Source organism: Micromonospora sp. BQ11 (genome assembly GCF_052068135.1).
Taxonomy (GTDB): domain Bacteria; phylum Actinomycetota; class Actinomycetes; order Mycobacteriales; family Micromonosporaceae; genus Micromonospora.
Genome location: NZ_JBQHDB010000005.1, coordinates 187,353 through 203,465 on the forward strand (window position 1 = coordinate 187,353; position 16,113 = coordinate 203,465).

15 protein-coding genes, 1 pseudogene and 1 riboswitch are annotated in these 16,113 nt (G+C 73.5%); of the genes and pseudogenes, 5 read left to right on the plus strand and 11 right to left on the minus strand.

Annotation, left to right across the window (positions count from 1 at the left end; translation table 11 throughout):
* Window position 1: 1 nt before the first annotated feature.
* From ACTMSW_RS12935 to ACTMSW_RS12945, 3 genes are all read right to left on the minus strand, one after another.
* Window positions 2–973, minus strand: a complete 972-nt coding sequence (locus ACTMSW_RS12935; protein WP_441180821.1) for a DNA polymerase domain-containing protein — start codon at window positions 971–973, stop codon at window positions 2–4.
* Window positions 974–1,029: 56 nt separating this feature from the next.
* Window positions 1,030–1,566 (minus strand): hypothetical protein, encoded by a 537-nt coding sequence (locus ACTMSW_RS12940; protein WP_441180822.1) that lies wholly within the window; start codon window positions 1,564–1,566, stop codon window positions 1,030–1,032.
* 104 nt (window positions 1,567–1,670) lie between these two features.
* Window positions 1,671–1,901: a hypothetical protein gene (locus tag ACTMSW_RS12945; RefSeq protein ID WP_441181058.1), complete on the minus strand. Its 231-nt coding sequence runs from the start codon at window positions 1,899–1,901 to the stop codon at window positions 1,671–1,673.
* A 135-nt stretch (window positions 1,902–2,036) separates the two neighbouring features.
* On the opposite strand from ACTMSW_RS12945, the gene ACTMSW_RS12950 reads away from it, so the two are divergent.
* The 4 genes from ACTMSW_RS12950 to ACTMSW_RS12965 all read left to right on the plus strand — a co-directional run bounded on the left by ACTMSW_RS12950 (window position 2,037) and on the right by ACTMSW_RS12965 (window position 5,864).
* The gene (locus ACTMSW_RS12950; RefSeq protein ID WP_441180823.1) at window positions 2,037–2,768 is read left to right on the plus strand and encodes a histidine phosphatase family protein; all 732 of its coding nucleotides are present in this window, start codon (window positions 2,037–2,039) and stop codon (window positions 2,766–2,768) included.
* Window positions 2,752–3,621, plus strand: a complete 870-nt coding sequence (locus tag ACTMSW_RS12955) for an NAD(P)H-hydrate dehydratase (RefSeq protein ID WP_441180824.1) — start codon at window positions 2,752–2,754, stop codon at window positions 3,619–3,621. The genes ACTMSW_RS12950 and ACTMSW_RS12955 overlap by 17 nt, the downstream gene beginning before the upstream one ends.
* Window positions 3,622–3,765: 144 nt before the next feature.
* The gene (locus ACTMSW_RS12960; RefSeq protein WP_441180825.1) at window positions 3,766–5,253 is read left to right on the plus strand and encodes a S8 family peptidase; all 1,488 of its coding nucleotides are present in this window, start codon (window positions 3,766–3,768) and stop codon (window positions 5,251–5,253) included.
* Between the two features lie 110 nt (window positions 5,254–5,363).
* Window positions 5,364–5,864: a hemerythrin domain-containing protein gene (locus ACTMSW_RS12965; RefSeq protein WP_441180826.1), complete on the plus strand. Its 501-nt coding sequence runs from the start codon at window positions 5,364–5,366 to the stop codon at window positions 5,862–5,864.
* Window positions 5,865–5,913: 49 nt separating this feature from the next.
* On the opposite strand, the gene ACTMSW_RS12970 is transcribed toward ACTMSW_RS12965, so the two are convergent.
* Both ACTMSW_RS12970 and ACTMSW_RS12975 read right to left on the minus strand, forming a co-directional pair.
* Window positions 5,914–6,783: a metallophosphoesterase family protein gene (locus tag ACTMSW_RS12970; RefSeq protein ID WP_441180827.1), complete on the minus strand. Its 870-nt coding sequence runs from the start codon at window positions 6,781–6,783 to the stop codon at window positions 5,914–5,916.
* A 200-nt stretch (window positions 6,784–6,983) separates the two neighbouring features.
* A complete protein-coding gene (locus ACTMSW_RS12975) occupies window positions 6,984–7,790 on the minus strand; it encodes an SDR family NAD(P)-dependent oxidoreductase (protein WP_441180828.1) in 807 nt (268 codons plus the stop codon).
* A 130-nt stretch (window positions 7,791–7,920) separates the two neighbouring features.
* A riboswitch (ZMP/ZTP riboswitch) is annotated at window positions 7,921–8,012 on the plus strand.
* 18 nt (window positions 8,013–8,030) lie between these two features.
* Between ACTMSW_RS12975 and ACTMSW_RS12980 the strand changes: the two genes are divergently transcribed.
* The gene (locus ACTMSW_RS12980) at window positions 8,031–9,467 is read left to right on the plus strand and encodes a glycine hydroxymethyltransferase (protein WP_441180829.1); all 1,437 of its coding nucleotides are present in this window, start codon (window positions 8,031–8,033) and stop codon (window positions 9,465–9,467) included.
* 75 nt (window positions 9,468–9,542) lie between these two features.
* Here the strand turns inward: ACTMSW_RS12980 and ACTMSW_RS12985 are convergent, their stop codons facing one another.
* The 6 genes and pseudogenes from ACTMSW_RS12985 to ACTMSW_RS13010 all read right to left on the minus strand — a co-directional run bounded on the left by ACTMSW_RS12985 (window position 9,543) and on the right by ACTMSW_RS13010 (window position 15,875).
* Window positions 9,543–9,803: a hypothetical protein gene (locus ACTMSW_RS12985; RefSeq protein WP_441180830.1), complete on the minus strand. Its 261-nt coding sequence runs from the start codon at window positions 9,801–9,803 to the stop codon at window positions 9,543–9,545.
* Between the two features lie 38 nt (window positions 9,804–9,841).
* Window positions 9,842–11,161, minus strand: a complete 1,320-nt coding sequence (locus tag ACTMSW_RS12990; RefSeq protein WP_441180831.1) for a PLP-dependent aminotransferase family protein — start codon at window positions 11,159–11,161, stop codon at window positions 9,842–9,844.
* Window positions 11,162–11,164: 3 nt separating this feature from the next.
* Window positions 11,165–12,292 (minus strand): alpha-hydroxy acid oxidase, encoded by a 1,128-nt coding sequence (locus ACTMSW_RS12995; protein ID WP_441180832.1) that lies wholly within the window; start codon window positions 12,290–12,292, stop codon window positions 11,165–11,167.
* 76 nt (window positions 12,293–12,368) lie between these two features.
* A pseudogene (locus ACTMSW_RS13000) lies at window positions 12,369–13,286 on the minus strand (alpha/beta hydrolase); the annotation flags it as partial.
* Window positions 13,283–14,509, minus strand: a complete 1,227-nt coding sequence (locus ACTMSW_RS13005; RefSeq protein ID WP_441180833.1) for a cytochrome P450 — start codon at window positions 14,507–14,509, stop codon at window positions 13,283–13,285. The gene ACTMSW_RS13005 and the pseudogene ACTMSW_RS13000, both read right to left, overlap by 4 nt.
* Before the next feature lie 67 nt (window positions 14,510–14,576).
* Complete coding sequence (locus tag ACTMSW_RS13010) at window positions 14,577–15,875, minus strand: GDSL-type esterase/lipase family protein (RefSeq protein ID WP_441180835.1); 1,299 nt, start codon at window positions 15,873–15,875, stop codon at window positions 14,577–14,579.
* Between the last annotated feature and the right edge of the window lie 238 nt (window positions 15,876–16,113).

A 16,113-nucleotide genomic window follows, 5' to 3' on the forward strand; every position in this document is an offset into this window, starting at 1 on the left:
CTCACCGCTCTGGCGGCGCCTCCAGACCCTCGCGGTCGGCCAGTTCCAGCAGCGGCTCCAGTGAGTACCGGCGGTCGTCCAGGCCGGCGTGCGGGTCACCCCGCTCGGCGAACCGCGCCGGCATCGTGGTGACGTCGAAGTCCTCCGGTCGGGCGTCGTCCAGCTCCGCCCACTCCAGCGGCGCCGAGACCAGCGCCGCGGGCGTCGGCCGGATCGAGTACGCCGAGGTCATGGTGTGGTCGCGGGCCATCTGGTTGTAGTCCACGAAGACGGGGCGGTCCCGCTGCTCCCGCCACCACGTCGTGGTGACCAGGTCCGGGCGGCGGCGCTGCATCTCGCGGCCCAGCGCCAGAACCGCCCGCCGGCACTCCCCGAAGCTCCACCGGGGCTCGATGCTCACATAGACGTGCACGCCCCGCCCGCCGGTCGTCTTCGGATAGCCGCTCAGGCCCAGCTCGTCGAGGAAGCCGTGGACCTCGTGCGCCACCCGCACGACCTGGTCGAAGTCGACGCCGGGCATCGGGTCCAGGTCGATGCGGAGCTGGTCCGGTCGCTCCACGTCCGCCTCGGTCACCGGCCAGGGATGGAAGCGCAGCGTGCCGAGGTTCGCCGCCCAGGCCACCACGGCGAGTTCGCTCGGCGCGACCTCGTCGGCCGTCCGCCCACTGGGGAAGGTGATGTGCGCCGTGCGTACCCAGTCGGGGGCTCCCGTCGGGAGCCGCTTCTGGTAGAACGCGTCGCCCCGGTTGTCCTGTCGGGTGCCGATCTTCGCGCCCTCGAACACGCCGCGCGGCCACCGCTCCAGCATGGTCGGACGGTCCCGCAGGGCGCGCAGGATGCCGTCGCCGACGGCGAGGAAGTACCGCACCACGTCGATCTTGGTCAGCCCGCGTTCCGGGAAGTACGGCTTGTCCGGGTTGGAGACACGGACCAGCCGCTCCCCCACCTGGATCTCCTCGGCCGGCGTCGCCACGTCTCACACGGTAGCGGCACCGGTCGGCGTCCGCGCCCGGCTCACCGGGGCGCGGCTCAGGGTGATCCGTCGTCCAGGGACGGCAACGGCACGACCGTGGTGTCGCCGGTGCCGTGCGAGGAGTGCGTGGGTGGCGGCCGGTGGCCCTCCGGCAGGCGGGTGTGCAGGCGACCGGCGGGCCCGTTGCGGCGGGCCACCTGGCAGGTCACCGGATGGATGGGCGGCGGCGGCGTGCCGAACCGGCCCGGCCCCCAGCGCACCCACACCGCGATCCGGCCGGCGGCGGCCTCCGCCGCCAACTTCTCCCAGGTGCGACGCCGGTCGGTGTGGTCGACCTCGACGACCACGGGCGGGCCGTCCGGCCGCGCACACGCCACGTCGAGCACGGACCGCCGATCGGACAGCGGCGGGGGCAACGGCAGCACGCTGGGCGCCCGCCGGTAGACCCGCCACCCCTGCGCAGCCGCCCAGGAGGACACCGATTCGATGATCAGCGCCGTCACCGCGTCGGCGTCCAGGTCGACGAAGGTGAGCCGGGCGAGGGCGCGCTCGAGCGCCGCCGCCACCTGGTCGCCGTCCTGCCCGCCGCTCATGGCCCGCAAGGGTATCGGTCCGGGCCGACGGCTCCGGTGCGGACGGCCACGCCGACGCGGCGGCCGGGCGGCCCACCCGGTCCGCCCGGACGCCGGCGATCACCTCAGCCGTTCTCCCGCTGCAAGCGGGACATGAGCATCTGCTTGCCCTGTTCACCCGCCTTGCGGTTGTTCTCCTGGATCTTCCGGAACCAGCCGGCGAGTTCCGTGTCGCCCTGGGCATCCGCGTCGGCGATGTAGGTCTCCAGCTGCCACACGTTGTGCAGCGACATCTGCAGTGCCTGGATGAGGTCGTAGTTCTTGTCCTTGACCGGACTCGTCGGCTCCCTGACCATCGTGGCCACGGCACACCTCCCCTGTCGTCGAACGGTGGACCCGGCGCTTACCCGGGGGAACCCCGTTCACGCCCCGCGCCGAGCCGTGCGACGGCGGGCGGTTACCCGTGGCGGCGTACGGGTAGCAGGTGGCCCATGGCGGAACTGGCGACGCTGTGGATCGTCCGACACGGCGAGAGCACGGCGAACGTGGCGGCCTCGGCGGCCGAGGAGTCCGGGTCGGAGCTGATCGACCTGACCCACCGGGACCCGGACGTACCCCTCAGCCCCACCGGGGAGGACCAGGCACGAGCCACCGGCCGGTGGCTCGCCGAGCTGCCCGAGGCACGGCGGCCGGACGTGGCGGTGGTGTCGCCGTACCTGCGCGCCGTCCACACCGCCGAGCTGGCCCTGGAGGGCACCGGCATCCCGGTCAGCCGCGACGAACGCCTGCGGGACCGGGAGCTGGGCATCCTGGACGGGCTCACCGCGCACGGCGTACGCGGGCGGTACCCGGAGGAGGCGGCACGGCGGGAGCGGCTCGGCAAGTTCTACTACCGACCGCCCGGCGGTGAGTCGTGGACCGACGTCGCGTTGCGGCTGCGCGCCCTCCTCGGTGACCTGCGCCGTGACCACGAGGACCGCCGGGTGCTGCTGTTCGGCCATGACGCCCTGGTGTTCCTGACTCGTTACCTGGTGGAGGGGCTCACCGAGGACGAGCTGATGGCGTTGACCCGCCGGTACGTCATCGCCAACTGCTCGGTGACCGGCTGGTCGGCCGACGGCGACGGCCGGCTGCGCCCCGACGTGTTCAACGACGTGAGCCACCTGCAGGCGCAGGGTGCGAAGCCCACCAGGGAGGACGAGGTCCATGCCGAACCGGTCTGATACGCGCGTCATCACGCCCGCACTGCTGCGGGACTGGGCGCTTCCCGTACCGACCGGGGGCAAGGAGTCCCGGGGCACGGTGCTGGTGGTCGGGGGTTCCCGGTTCGCCCCCGGCGCGGTGCTGCTGGCCGGCGTGGCGGCGCTGCGGGCCGGCGCGGGTGTGCTCCAGCTCGCCGCCGCCGAGTCCACCGCCGCCGCGCTCAGCATCCAGGTGCCGGAGGCGCTGGTGATCGGGCTGCCGGAGACGCCCGCAGGCGCGGTCGCCGGGGAGTCCGAAGGGCAGCTCAGCGAGCTGGTCGCGGAGGCCGACGTGGTGACGGTGGGGCCCGGCCTCCAGAGCATCGACGAGACCCGCGAGCTGCTGCGGCTGGTCCTCGACGCCGCCGGGCCGGAGACGGCGCTGGTGCTCGACGCGTACGCCCTGGGGGCGCTCAGCCACTCACCGGAGCTGCTGGCCGGCGCGGGCCGGCGGGCGGTCCTCACCCCCAACCTGGTCGAGGCGCGGCACCTGCTGGGCCGGGAGCCGGGCGACGACCTGGACGCCGAGGCGATCGGGCTGGCCGGCCGGTACGACGCCGTGGTGTCCCTCTACGGCCACGTCGCCACCCCGGACGGGCAGAGCTGGCGGGAGGAGAGCGGCGACGCGGGGCTCGGCACGTCGGGCAGCGGCGACGTGCGGGCCGGGCTGCTCGCCGGGCTGCTGTCCCGGGGCGCCGAACCGGCGCAGGCCGCCTGCTGGGCGGCGTTCGCCCACGCGGTGAGCGGCCAGCGGTTGGTTCCCCGGTACGGACGCATCGGTTTCCTCGCCCGCGAGCTGCTCGACGAGATTCCGCACACCCTCGCCACCGTATGACACCAATTGTCCCGCCAGGCAGGTGTGTGTAACGCCACACCGACCCACGGCGCTGTACCCACCGGAGGCGGGCGTCCCGCCCTCCTCCCGCCGGTCCGCTCCCCGCAAGGGCGGGCCGGGAGAAGACAGCCCCTGGGAGTCTGTGTGAAGAACCTCCGTCGCAAGACACTGGCGGCCGCGTCCGCCGTGTCGCTGGGTGTCGGCCTCGCCGTCACCGGCGGCCTGGTGCCGGCGGCCGCCGCCGCCGGACCGGACACCACCTACCTGGTGCTCGCCCCGCAGGGCGCCACGACCGACAGGGCGGCCGCCCGGGTCGCCGCCGCCGGCGGGACCGTCGTCGCCGGCTACCACCAGATCGGCGTGCTCGTCGTCCGCTCCAACAACCCCGACTTCACCAGTCGGGTGGCGGGCGCGGGCGTCGAGTCGGTCGCCTCCACCACCGGCCTGGGCAGCCAGCTCGACGAGGGCGAGACGGTGGAGGTGTCGGCCCCCGCGGCCGCCGCGGCCACCGCCGCCCCCACCGCCGAGCCGCTCTTCGGCCAGCAGTGGGACATGCCGATGATCGACGTCCCGCAGGCCCACGCGGTCAACGCCGGCAGCGCCGACGTGCTGGTGGGCGTACTGGACAGCGGCATCTCCTCCAGCCACCCGGACCTGGCGAGCCAGATCGCCAAGGACAAGAGCACCTCGTGCATCGGCGGTGTCACCGACACCACCGAGGCCGCCTGGAACCCGACGACCTCCGACCACGGCACCCACGTGGCCGGCACCATCGCCGCCGCCGTCAACGGCGTCGGCGTGACCGGCGTCGCGCCGGGCGTCAAGGTGGCCGCCGTCAAGGTGGTCAACGACGACGGCTACATCTTCCCGGAGGCCGCGGTCTGCGGGTTCATGTGGGCCGCCGAGCACGGCATGCAGCTGACCAACAACAGCTACTACATCGACCCGTGGGAGCTGAACTGCCGCAACGACGCGCGCCAGCGTCCGGTGTGGCAGGCGGTCCAGCGGGCCATCCGTTACTCGTCGAGCAAGGGCGTGCTGAACGTGGCGTCCGCGGGTAACTCGAACTACGACCTCGCGCACAAGATCACCGACGACGGCAGCCCGAACAACGGGACGCCCGAGGTGCGCGAGAACCTCACCAACGCCTGCCTGGACCTGCCGGCCGAGGCGCCGGGCGTGGTGACCGTGTCGGCGGTCGGCCCGACCGGGGAGAAGAGCTACTACTCCTCGTACGGCCAGGGCGTCATCGACGTGACGGCGCCGGGCGGCGACACCCGCTTCCGTACGCAGGGCGTCCGCTCCACCATCACCGACGGCATCCTGTCGACCACCTTCAACACGACGACGCGGACCAACGGCTGGGGCTACAAGCAGGGCACCTCGATGTCCGGTCCGCACGCGACCGGCGTGGCCGCCCTGGCCCTGTCGGCGCACCCGAACCTGTCCCCGGGCGCCCTGGCGGCCCTCCTGGAGCGCACCGCCGAGGCGAAGTCCTGCCCGACCGGCGTCTACAACCCGGTGCCGCTGATCCCGGCCGGCCCGAACGCCTACGACGCGACCTGCTCCGGCGGTGAGCGCAACGGCTTCTACGGCGCCGGCGTGGTCAACGCCTACAACGCGGTTAAGTAACCGCACCACCACGCGGAGGGGCCCGGCGGAATTCCGCCGGGCCCTTTCGTTTCCGCAGCTCACGCGAGGGTAGGGAATCCTGGGTCAGCCGAAAAGAGGAGGTCCCGCCGGTGTCCACCGATGCCATCGTCCTGTTGAAAGAGGACCACAAGGAGATGCGCCGTCTCTTCCGCGAGTTCCAGAAGGCGGAAGAGGGTCCCGCAGCGCGGCGTCAGGAGCTGGTGACCCAGATCCTGGAGGCCCTGACGGTGCACACCTACCTGGAGAACGAGGTCATGTACCCGGAGGTCCGCAAGCTCCTGCCGGACCTGGAGGACGACATCCTCGAGTCCTACGAGGAGCACCACGTGGTCGACGTGCTCTGCGCCGAGCTCGCCACCATGGACGCCTCCGACGAGCGCTTCAACGCCAAGACCACGGTGCTCATCGAGAACGTCGAGCACCACGTGGAGGAGGAGGAGCAGGAGTGGTTCCCCAAGGTCCGCGAGGCGCTCGGCCGTAACCAGCTCCAGGAGATCGGCCAGCGGATGATCGACATGCGCAAGGACGCCCCGCGCACCCCCACCGAACCCAAGGCGATCAAGAAGTCCGTGGACGCGATGACGGCCTGAGCGCGACCGCGCTGCGCGGGCCCGGCCGATGGCCGGGCCCGCACGCGTCTCACCAGGCCGTCGGCGGCACCCCGTCGGGAGCCGGCAGGATCCGCCGCAACCGCCCCGGCGGTACGCTCCGAGCCCGCCACTCCCGCGGGTAGCCCAACGAGACCTCCTCGAACCGCACCCCGTCGTACCAGGTTGTCCGGGGGATGTGCAGGTGGCCGTAGACCATGACGGCGGCGTCGAAGCGTCGGTGCCAGTCGGCTGTGGCCTCCGTGCCGCACCACTGGGCGAAGATCGGGTACCGCAGGATCCGGGTCGGCTCCCGCACCAGCGGCCAGTGGTTGACCAGCACGGTCGGCAGCGCCGGATCACGCTCGTCGAGCCGCCGGGCGGTCTCGGCGACCCGCGCCGCGCACCACGCCGACCGGCTCGGGTACGGATCCGGGTGCAGCAACTGCTCGTCGGTGCACACGACCCCGGTCCGGTACGCCTCGGCCAGCGCCGCCTCCGGCGTGTCGAACCCCTCCGGGCGCCAGCTGTGGTCGTACAGGAGGAACAGCGGCGCGACCGTCACCGGCCCGCCGCGGCCCTCCCACACCGCCCACGGGTCCTCGGGGGTGAGCACGCCGAGGCGGCGGCACATCTCGACCAGGTGGTGGTAGCGCTCGACACCGCGCAGCGCCACCGGATCGCGCGGCGGGGTCCACAGCTCGTGGTTGCCGGGCGACCAGACCACCCGTGCGAAGCGGTCGGCCAGCAGACCCAGCGCCCACTCCACGTCGGCGACCGTCTCGGCCACGTCACCCGCGACGAGGAGCCAGTCGTACGGCGTCTCCGGGCGCAGCGCCTCCACGATCGGCCGGTTGTCCCGGTGCCCCACGTGCAGGTCGCTGATGGCGAGCAGACTGCCCTCACCCGCGTACCCCGCCATGGCGTCGATCCTAGGCACGCCCGCCCACCCCCGCGACCCCCGCCGCGCCGCGCCGCGCCGCGAGCAACAGTTTCCGAGAAAGAGTGGCTATTCCGCGGAGAATGGCCACTCTTTCTCGGAAACTGCGCGACGGGCGCGGCGTGCGGGCGCGGGGCGCGATGGGCGCGTGCGGGCGCGGCGGGCGGGCGCGGCGGGCGGGGTCAGGAGGCGGAGCCGGGTTCGGCCATCTTGCGGTGCTGCTCGGCCTTCAGCTTGTCCGGGACGATCTTGCCGGCGGCGGTCTGGACCTTGTTCATCAGCGAGCCCGCGGTGACCGTCTGATCGCCCTTCATCAGGGCCTTGAAGCCCTGCTCGGCGACCGTACGTGGGTCGTCCTTGCGCCCGGCGCCGACGCGGGTGTCCTCCATGTCGGCCCGCGCGAAGAACTCCGTGTCCGTCGGCCCGGGCATCAGCGCGGTCACGGTGACGCCGGTCTCCTTCAGCTCGTTGCGCAGCGCCTCCGCGAAGGACTGGACGAACGACTTCGAGGCGTTGTAGACCGCCTGGAACGGGCCGGGCATCGTCGCGGCGATCGAGGAGGTGAACAGCACCCGTCCCGCACCGCGTTCCACCATCGCCGGCAGCAGCAGCTTCGCCAGGTGCACCGTCGAGCGCACGTTCAGGTCGACGACGGTCAGTTCGTCGGCCAGCTCCGTGCCGCCGACGAAGTCACCGCCGGCACCCCGCCCGGCGTTGAGCGCCAGGGCGTCGACGGGCCGGCCGGTCGCCCGTACGGTCGCCGCCAGCTCCTCGACCCCCTCGGGCCGGGCCAGGTCGACGCGGACCGGCTGGACCTGCGGGCCGCCGTCGCGGCGCAGCCGCTCCGCCGCCGAGGTGATGCCGTCGTCCTCGGCGGCGATCACCAGGTCGAAGCCGTGCGCGGCGAACTGCACCGCCAGCTCGTACCCGATCCCGCTGGACGCGCCGGTCACCACGGCCATCGGGCGGTCGGTGCTCGGTGTGGTCATCTTGTCGTCACTCCCCTCGTCTGCGCGGACCGGCCGCCGCACCGCGGCCGGCTCCGCTGGGAGCAGTGCCCCGGCGCCGGCTCCTCAACCCCCGGCGGCGCGGCGACCTCGGGCCGACCCGGTAGGATCACCGGCGGGCCGTGACTGGCGCATTGGAGATGGAGAACCATCGGGGAGCGGCCCCGTCATGAGGGACGCATGCCGAGCGCCTGGGCCTTCCGCACGTCACCAGGAGGTCGCATGTCGCCGAACGCCGAATCCACCGCCTTCCGCAGCGCCCTCGAGGTGATCCGCGCCGTCGAGCCGCGGGTGGCCGACGCCATCGGCGCGGAGCTGACCGACCAGCGCGAGTCGCTCAAGCTCATCGCCAGCGAGAACTACGCCTCCCCGGCCACCCTGCTGGCCATGGGCAACTGGTTCAGCGACAAGTACGCCGAGGGCACCGTCGGTCGCCGGTTCTACGCCGGCTGCCAGAACGTGGACACCGTCGAGGCGCTCGCCGCCGAGCACGCCCGGGAGCTGTTCGGCGCCGCGCACGCGTACGTGCAGCCGCACTCGGGCATCGACGCCAACCTGGTCGCCTTCTGGGCGATCCTGGCCGACCGGGTGGAGGCGCCGGCCCTGAAGCGGGCGGCGGCGAAGCACGTCAACGACCTGACCGAGGCGGACTGGTTCACGCTGCGCCGGGAGCTGGGCGACCAGCGGATGCTCGGCATGTCGCTGGACGCGGGTGGCCACCTCACGCACGGTTTCCGGCCGAACATCTCCGGCAAGATGTTCGACCAGCGCAGCTACGGCACCGACCCGGCGACCGGCCTGGTCGACTACGACAAGGTCGCCGCGGCGGCGCGGGAGTTCAAGCCGCTGATCCTGGTCGCCGGCTACTCGGCGTACCCGCGGAAGGTCAACTTCCGGATCATGCGGGAGATCGCCGACTCGGTCGGCGCGACCTTCATGGTCGACATGGCGCACTTCGCCGGCCTGGTCGCGGGCAGGGTCTTCACCGGCGACTTCGACCCGGTGCCGCACGCGCACATCGTCACCACGACCACCCACAAGTCGCTGCGCGGCCCGCGCGGCGGCATGGTGCTCTGCGGCCCGGAGCTGGCCGACCAGGTGGACCGGGGCTGCCCGATGGTGCTCGGCGGCCCGCTGCCGCACGTGATGGCCGCCAAGGCGGTCGCCCTGGCCGAGGCGCGTCGCCCCGACTTCGCCGACTACGCGCAGGCCATCGTCGCCAACGCCCAGGCCCTGGCCGAGGGGCTGACCCGCCGGGGCGCGAAGCTGGTCACCGGCGGCACCGACAACCACCTGGTGCTCATCGACGTCACCGGCTACGGACTGACCGGCCGGCAGGCCGAGCAGGCACTGCTCGACTCGGGCATCGTCACCAACCGCAACGCGGTCCCGCAGGACCCGAACGGCGCCTGGTACACGTCGGGCATCCGGATCGGCACCCCGGCGCTGACCACGCGCGGTCTGGGCACCGCGGAGATGGACGTCACCGCCGAGCTGATCCACACCGTGCTGAGCCAGACGAAGGCGGGCGCGAACGCCGACGGCACCCCGTCCAAGGCCAAGTACGCGCTGGACCCGGCGGTGGCCGACAAGGTGAGCCGGCAGGCCGGCGAGCTGCTGACCGGCTTCCCGCTGTACCCGGCCGTCGACCTGGGCTGACACCGTGCTCCCTCGGCGCCGGCACCGCCGGCGCCGAGGTCCCGCCGGCCCGTGACCCGGGCCGGCGGGAAGCGCTCAGGCGAGGGGGCGCTTCAGGTGGTAGCGGTGCACCTCCGTGCTGCCCTGGACGTTGTTGACGTCCTCGGAGGCGGCGACGAGCTCCCAGCCTTCCCGACCGGCGCGGTTGAGGTGCGCGATCGCGGTGTCGCCGTACGCGGTGATGTCCCGGCGGGACCCGTCCGGCGCGTACCAGACGAAACTGACGGTGAAGTTGCGGCCCTGCCCCTGATAGCGGCGGACCAGCAGCGCGTACTCCCAGGCGACCATGGGGTCCATTATGGGTGTCCATCGAGGACGTTGGTGAACGCGGTGTGTCAGCCCACCGGCGCCGCCGCCCCGCGACGGGCGAGTTCGTCGGTGACCAGGGCGGCGAGCCGGTCCAGGCCGACGTCGATCTGCTCCGGGGTGACCGCACTGACGGACAGGCGCAGCGCGTCGACCGGTGCCCCGTCGTCGTAGAAGTGCGCCATCGGCGTCCACAGCAGACCGTACTCCCGGCCCGAGCGGTGCAGCAGCGCGTCGTCGACGGCGAAGGGCACCGTGACCACGACGAAGAAGCCGCCGGCCGGGACGTTCCACCGCACGGGTGACCGGTCGCCGAAGCGCCGGGCCAGGCCGGCGACGAGGTGGCGCAGGTTCCGGGCGTACGCGGCCCGTTCCCGGACGGTCGCGGCGACCAGGCTGCACCCGTGCTCCAGCAGCGCGCCGCCGACCACCGCCTGGGCGAGCGCCGAGGTGTTCACCGTGACCATGCTCTTGATCTTGGCGAGCTGGTCGGCGAGCAGACCGACGCCGCCGTCGGACCCGGCGACCCGCTGGTCGGCCACCACGTAACCGACGCGGGCGCCGGGCAGCACCGTCTTGGCGAACGAGCCGAGGTAGACCACCCGACGAGCGGTGTCCAGCGCCTTGAGGGTGGGCGGCCGGTCGCCGTCACCGGCCGGGAAGAGGCCGTACGGGTTGTCCTCGATGAGCAGCAGGTCCTCCTCGGCGGCCAGGTCGAGCAGCCGCCGCCGGTCGGCCACGCCGATGCTCGCCCCGGACGGGTTGGCGAAGTCCGGCATCACGTAGCAGGCGCGTGGGCGTAGGCCCTCGGCCCGCGCCCGCCGGACCTGGGCGCGCAGGTCGGCCAGGTCCACCCCGGTCGGGCCGCCGGCCACCGGCCGTACCGGCAGGTCCAGCAGGCGGGCCGCGCCGGTGAGCCCGACGTACGTGGGTGCGACGGCGAGCAGCACGTCGCGCGGGGAGGACCGCAGCGCCCGCAGCACCAGGAACATGGCCTCCTGGCAGCCCACGGTCACCACGATCGCCTCCTCGTCGACCGTGATCCCCTCGTCGACGGCGAGGTTGCGGGCGACCAGGTGGTGCACGATGCCCTTGGTGCGGCCGTACTGGAACAGCGTCCGGTGCACCTGGGCCGGGCTCTGCCCGAGGTCGTCGGCGAGGTGCCGGCGGAACCGGTCCAGGTGTCGGTGCAACGCGGCGACGTCGAAGAACTCCTCGTACGGGCGGCCGGCGGCCAGCGACACCGCGTCCGGGTAGTGCTGGGCCACCTCGTTGAGGAAGTTCATCGAGTTCAGCGCCGGATCGTCCACCGCCGGGTGCAGGTCGGTCACGTGCAGGTCCGGGGTCACGGGTCAGTCCACCAGGATCGTGCGCAGCTCGCGGGCGGCGGCCGGGTCGACGCAACCGGCGAGGGTGAGCGCGTCGGTGAACTCGCCGGCGAGCAGGTCCAGCGCGGTCTGCGCACCGGCCCGGCCGCCGGCGGCCAGCGCCCACAGCATCGGCCGGCCGACCAGCACGCCGTGCGCGCCGAGGGCGAGCGCCCGCAGCACGTCCACCCCGCCACGGACACCGCTGTCCAGCAGCACCTCGCACCGGTCGCCGACCGCCTCCACCACCTCGGGCAGCACGGTGGCGGTGGCCGGGGCGCCGTCGAGCTGTCGCCCGCCGTGGTTGGAGACCACCACGGCGTCCGCGCCGGCGTCCGCCGCGAGGGCCGCGTCGCGGGGATCGAGAATGCCCTTCACCAGCAGGGGCAGGTCGGTACGCGCCCGCAGCCACTCCAGGTCCGCCCAGCTCACCGCCGGGGCGAACACCTCACCGGTGTGCGCGGCGACGGCGGACACGCCCGGGACGGCGGCGTGCGCGAGGTCGTCCCGGCCGGCCGGCAGGTTCGCGGCGACGACGTGCGGTGGGATGGCGAACGCGTTGCGCACGTCGCGCAGCCGCCGACCGAGCACGGGTACGTCCACCGTGACGGCGATGGCGGTGCAGCCGGCGGCGTGCGCCCGGTCCAGCAGGTCCGCGACGAGTCCCCGCTCGCGCAGCCAGTACAGCTGGAACCAGACCGCCCCGCCGGCCTCGGCGATCCGTTCGATCGGTTCGCTGCTGAGGGTGCTCGCCACGTACGGCACGCCCGCCGCGCCGGCCGCCGCGGCGAGCCCCGACTCGCCGTCGGGGTGCAGCAGCCGCTGGTACGCCATCGGCGCGACCGCCACCGGCAGGGCGTGGGTGGCGCCCAGCAGCCGGGCCCGCGTGCTCGGCGCGTGCACGCCGCGCAGCACCCGGGGCAGGACGGCCACCCGGTCCAGGGCCCGCCGGTTCGCCGCGAGGGTGGTCTCCGCGCCGCTGCCCCCGTCGACGAAGTCCCACACCTCGGGGGGCAGCACGGCACGGGCCAGGTCGGCGAAGTCGGCCAGGCCGGCGGGTGCGGGCGGGTCCGCCACGGGCACGTCCGGCCGGGACAGCACGCTCTCAGCCATCGACGGCCCCCGTGCCGAGCGCCGCGGCCACGGCGGTACCGGTGGCGGCGCCGCGCGACGGTGCGGGTGGCAGGCCGAAGCGTTCCCGCAGGAAGGCGGCCGCCTCGTCCTGGGCGCGCCGGCCGTCGTCGAAGGCGCCGGGCATGGCGAAGAAGCCGTGGATCATCCCGGCGTACCGGCTCAGGGTGGTCGGGACACCGGCGTCGCGGAGCCGGTGGGCGTACCGCTCCCCCTCGTCGCGCAGCGGGTCGTGCTCGGCGGTGACCACCAGCGCCGGGGGCAGACCACCCAGGTCCTCGGCGAGCAGCGGCGACGCGAGCGGGTTCCGGGCGTCGGCCGGGTCGGCGAGGTAGTGGCCGCGGTACCAGGCGACCGAGCGGCGGTTGAACAGCGACGGGTCGTCGTCGCCGGCCGGGTCGGCGGTCTGGTCGGTGTTCGGGTAGACGAGCAGCTGGGCGGCGAGCCGGGGCGCCCCGGCGTCGCGGGCCAGCAGGGTGACCGCGGCGGCGAGGTTGCCACCCGCGCTGTCCCCGCCGACCGCGATCCGCTCCGGGTCGGCGCCGAACTCGTCCGGGTGCTCGGCGATCCACCGGGCCGCGGCGTGGCAGTCGTGGACGGCGGCCGGGAACGGGTGCTCGGGGGCGAGCCGGTAGCCGACGGTCACGACCTGGCAGGGCACGGCGTTGGCCAGCCGCCGGCAGATCCCGTCGGCGGTGTCCACGCTGCCCAGCGTCCATCCGCCCCCGAAGAGGTACACGAGGGTGGGCAGGCGGCCCTCCCCCGCCGGGCGGTGGATCCGTACCGGCAGGTCACCGGCGGGACCGGGGACGTGCGTGTCGCGTACCTCGTGCACCGGCTCGACCGCGCCGCCGCCGGCGCGGATCGCGGCGAGGTCGGCGGCGCGGGCCTGCGCCAGGGTCTGGGTGTACAGCGGCGGGGTGCCGGCCGCCCGGCGGGCGGCCCGGTAGGCCGCCACCTGCGGATGCTCGGTCATGCTGTCCCCTCCCGTCCGGTGCTGACCAGCAGCTTGTCGACGCCCCGCAGGAAGAGGCTGCCGCTGTACGTCGGCGCCTCGGAGATCGCCAGTCCGGGGAAGCGGGCCAGCAGCCGGGGCAGCGCGAGGCGGCCCTCCAGGCGGGAGACCGCCGCCCCGATGCAGTAGTGGGGACCGGCGCCGAACGCCAGCGACGGCGGGCCGGTCCGGCGGGGGTCGAAGCGGTCCGGGTCACCGAACCGGGCCGGGTCGCGGTTCGCGCCGGCGATCATCAGCAGGACGTTCTCGTCCCGGCCGACGGGCACCCCGTCGAGGTCGGTGTCCCGGGGCGCGGCGCGGGCCAGGAAGTGGACCGGCGCCTCCAGCCGCAGGATCTCGTCGACGGCACCCCGGGTCAGCGCGTCGTCGCCGGCCAGCGCGGCGGCCACCTCGGGATGGTCCAGCAGCAGCGGCAGGCCGTTGCTGAACATGTAGACGGTGGTGACGAAGGCGGCGTTGAACAGCACGACGAGGTTGCTGACCAGCTCGTCCTCGGTCAGCTCGACGTCGCCCGCGTCGACCGCCTCGACCAGTGCGCTGATCAGGTCGTCGCCGGGGGTGCGGCGGCGGTGGGCCAGCAGGTCGCGGTAGAAGGCCCGCAGTTCGGCGGCGGCGGTGTTGGCGGCGGCGAGGCGCTCGGGGGTCTTGCCGGCGACGTCCAGGAACTCGTCGATCCGCTCCACCCGCTGCCGGTAGAAGTCCAGCTCACCGGCGGGGATACCGATGAACTCCGCCATCACCAGGGCGGGCATCGGGTACGCGAACTCGGCGACGAAGTCCACCTCGGTCTGCCCGGCGTCGGCCATCCGGTCCAGCAGGCCGTCGACCACGCGGTGCACGACCGGCTCCAGGGCGCCCATCCGGCGCGGGGTGAAGGTCTTCGCGAACACCCCGCGCATCCGGGTGTGGTCGGGCGGGTTGACGAACATCATCGAGGTCTGCAGGGTGCGCAGCACCTCCTGCTCCTGCCAGCCCGGCGGGGGCTGCTTGTACCACTCCGGGTCCCGCAGGATCCGGTCGACCAGGTCGTACCCGACGGCGACCGCGGCGACCGCGCGGTGCTCGGCGCGGGCGGGCACCGGGCTGACCGGCCCGAGCCGGTGCAGGTCGGCGTAGCAGGGATACGGGTTCTGCCGGCCCTCGTCGCTGTAGAGACGGGTCAGCACCTGTGCAACGTCGGTCATCGTCGGTCGGTCTCCCCAGGAATCGGTGGTGCGGGCGGCGGGGATCACCCGCCGCCCGCACCGGATGTCACAGACCGAGCAGGCGCAGCGGTACGGCGTTCGCCATCGCCTCGTTGCCGGCGTCGTTCGGGTGGATGTGGTCCCCCGAGTCGTACGCCGGCAGCAGGCGGCTGGGCTGCGCCGGGTCGCGCAGCACCGCGTCGAAGTCGAGCAGGCCGTCGAACTCGGTGCTGCCGCGCAGGAAGGCGTTGACCGCCTGCCGGGTGGCCTCCTTCTCCGGCGTCCACACGCCCGGCTTGCCGTGCCCCTCGTACGGGGTGAGGGTGGCGACCAGGCTGCGCAGGCCGCGCGCCTGGACCTGCTGGTTGATCTGCCGCAGGGACGCGATGATCGCGTCGGCGGAGTCGTTCGACATCCAGATGTCGTTGATCCCCAGGTGGGTGACCACGGTCCGGGCGTCGGTCTGGGAGAACACGTCCTCGTCGAGCCGGGCCAGGGCGTTCGGGCCGAGTTCGTAGTAGCCGGGGAAGTCGCCCGCGCCGGGCTCGGGGCCCTCGTGGTTGAGGCGGTTGCCGGCCAGGCTGGCGTTGAGCACACCCGGGGTGCGGACGTCCGGGCGGGCGTCGATGAGCCGGTCGGCCAGCAGGTCCGGCCAGCGCTTGTTGGCGTTGACGGTGCTGCCGTTGCCGTCGGCGATGGAGTCACCGAAGACGACCACCGAGCCGGGGCTGTGCCGACGCTGCACGTCGATCCCGGACAGGAAGAACCAGCAGCAGTTGGGGCGGATGGTGAACCCGGCGCCGTCGGCGGCGGAGGTGAGGTCCGTGGCACCGATGAAGTTGGTCTGCCGGGACTGGCCGTGGAAGGTCACCGGGCCCGTCGGCGTCGGGAAGTGCACGGTGAGCACCAGGTCGGACTGGTCGGCGACCGGGAAGTCCAGCGGGTCGCTGAGCAGTTCCGCGCCCCGGTTCATGGTGGCCGAGGCGGTGCCGCCGAACGTCAGCTCCCGCAGCGTCGCCGGATCGATGTCGGACAGGTCGTCGGCGGTCGCGGTGTTCGGGCGGGCGATGGTCGCGCGGCCCACCCGGACCGCCTGCTCGCCGTACATGTTGCTGAGTCGCACCCGCAGCACCGGGCCGCCGACCGTGGTGTGGACGACCATCCGGACGCTCTGGTTGTTCAGGCCGTTGTTGGTCAGGCCGGTCGCGTTGCCCCGGGTGACCGCGGTCGCCCAGGTGGCCGCCCAGGTTGCCCGGTCGCGCCGGTCGGTGTCTGAGGGGCCGGCGCTCGCCACCACGGCCGGGGTGCCCGCCACCAGCAGGATCGCCGCGGTGGCGACGACGTGCCATCTCTTCGGGGTCGACATTGAACCTCCATCGTGGGCAGCCCAGGGCCCCGTCCGCTGACGGCAACTCACCTGGGCGATGGACCGGAAACTAATCGCCGCCGATGACGGCCGTCAATCGACCTGATCGACGTGATCAAATGTCCTCCGGGCCGGCGCGGGCACCGTTCGGCCCTGTGCCGCGTCGACCCGTCCTGCCTACGCTCGCAGTCGGCGGCAGGGTCGCCGGGTACCGGGACCTGCCGTGCCGGTCCCCGGA